Here is a 2,159-nt window from a genome sequence, read left to right on the forward strand (position 1 = left end):
ACCCGCGGGTCCGATCGGACCGATCGGTCCCGTCGGCGCGACCGGCCCCGCGGGTCCGCAGGGCGCGACCGGCGACACCGGCGCCGCGGGTCCGCAAGGCGCGACGGGTCCGGCCGGCCCGCAAGGCGCGACGGGCGCCGCAGGGCCGCAAGGTGTCCAGGGCGCGACCGGCGCGATCGGCCCGCAAGGCGTTGCAGGTCCGACCGGCGCCCAAGGCCCGGTCGGCGCGCAGGGACCCGCGGGCGCAACCGGCCCCGCGGGCGCGCAAGGGCCGATCGGCCCCACAGGTGCGCAAGGTCCTGCCGGGCCGACCGGCCCGGCCGGCAGCGGCAAGTACACCGTGAAGGTCAACGGTACGCTGAGCACGGCGCTGGCGCGGCCGCTGTACCCGGTCAGCACGAGCGGCACCAATGGCGGCGTCACGTTCATCACGCCGCAGAGCTACCTAGTGGCGATCGACGCCGGCGGCACGGTCAGCGGGTCCGGTACCGCCATCTACATGAGCAGCGATTGCTCCGGACCTGCGATCGCGGCGAACACGACCGTCAAACCCGGCGGGGTGATTGCGCTCGGGAGCCAGAGCATCCTCTACTACGTGCCGAGGACGGGTGCGACGACGCTCACCGATCCCACTCCGGGCAGTCGCTCCAACAACGCGGCTGCGTGCGCGGCGTTCACCACGCAGCAGACGGGAACGTTCTACGTTGCGCCGTTGAATGCGCCTGCGACCACCGGCGTCGACCCGCTGGTGGAGCCGATCGACGTGCGGATCGACTACGTGCCCTGAGCCTCGCTCGCGCGGCGCCGTTGCGCGTCGCGGGCCCTCGAAGCGATACGGCGCGGCGACGCCTGCAGCGTCGCCGTGCCGTCGAACCCGTTCGCGAAGACCGCATCGGGATCGCCGATCTCGACCGCACCTGCGTCGCAGGCGGCGGCATCGTCGCCGTCGCCGTCCTGCGGACGCGATACGCCGCGCTGATCCGTCGCGCTGCATGTCGCCGCGCCGTGGTCGATCGCGTTCGCGCCGGGCCGGTGCGTGCGCGTGAAGCCGCCGTTGTCGGCGAGCGGGTCGAGGCCGGGATCGACGTCGAGCTGGTCGTTCGGCTGCGCGTCGAAATGGCAGCGCGTGCTGTCGCCGACGATGTTGCCGCCGCCGATCGAACGCGCGACCGCGCAGTCGTCGGCGATCCAGCCCGGGCCGTTGCCGGACAGGATCGTGTTCGTCAGTTCAGTGAGGCCGAAGCCGCCATGCACGTCGTGGATGCCGCCGACGTTGGCGATCGAGCCCGACGCGTGATTGCCGGTGATCGTCGAGTCGACGATCACGAGGCGCGTGCCGCCGTCGTTGAGGATCGCACCGGGGTCGCCCGCGTTGCCGCTGATCGTGACGTTTTCGAGCCGCACCACGTTGCCCTGGTTGAGGTGCAGCGCGCCGGAGAAGCGCGCCGCGTTGTCGGCGACGAGCGTGCGGCGCAACGTCACCGACGCGAAGCCGTCGACGGTGAGCGCGCCGCCGTAGTCGGCGCGGTTGGCGCTGATCTCGCTGTCCTCGAGCACGAGGCAGCTGCTCGCGCCCTCCGTGGCGATGCCGCCCGCGTACGCGGAGCCCGAGCCGATCGGTGCGGGATCGGTGTTGCCGATCACGCGCACGTGATGTCCGCCCAGGCAGCCCGCGTTGTCGATGCCCGCGGCACCGAAGAACGTCGTGAGGTGGTTGTCGCGCACGTCGACGTGCGCGAGCGCGACGTCGGTACCGATACCGATGCGCAATCCGGCGCCGTGCTTCGTCCCGGGTGGCTGCGAGCCGGGGCCGAGCGCGCCATTGCGCAACGTGAGCCCTTCGATGCGCACGTGCCGCGCGCTCGCGGCGGGGCGGATGTCGAGCACGCGATCGAGCGCGCCGGCGTCGACGATCGTCGCCTCGGCGCCCGCGCCCTGCAGCACGAGATCGTCGTCGACGTCGAGGTCGCCGCTCGCCGACGCATCCTCGTCGCTGCCCGCGCGCGTGAGCGCGTAGGCGCCCGCATCGAGCACGATCGTGTCCGCGCCGGCAAGCGCGTTGCTCTCCTGCATGGCCGCGCGCAGGCTGCAATGGCCGCCCATGTCGGCGCAGAGGCCGTCGCCGGGCATCGCGTCGACGGTATCGACGGTCGTGTCGG

Annotated in this window: 1 protein-coding gene and 1 pseudogene; one reads left to right on the forward strand and one right to left on the reverse strand. The window is 72.7% G+C overall.

Annotated elements, in window-relative coordinates:
- Positions 1 to 787: pseudogene (locus tag VI238_RS09790) on the forward strand (hypothetical protein); the annotation flags it as partial.
- Here VI238_RS09790 and VI238_RS09795 read toward each other — a convergent pair.
- Positions 775 to 2,159, reverse strand: a 1,385-nt coding sequence (locus VI238_RS09795; protein WP_331650852.1) for a choice-of-anchor Q domain-containing protein, incomplete at its 5' end; no start/stop codon positions are given. The pseudogene VI238_RS09790 and the gene VI238_RS09795 sit on opposite strands and share 13 nt — an antisense overlap.

The organism is Dokdonella sp. (assembly GCF_036518555.1).
Classification (GTDB): domain Bacteria; phylum Pseudomonadota; class Gammaproteobacteria; order Xanthomonadales; family Rhodanobacteraceae; genus Dokdonella_A.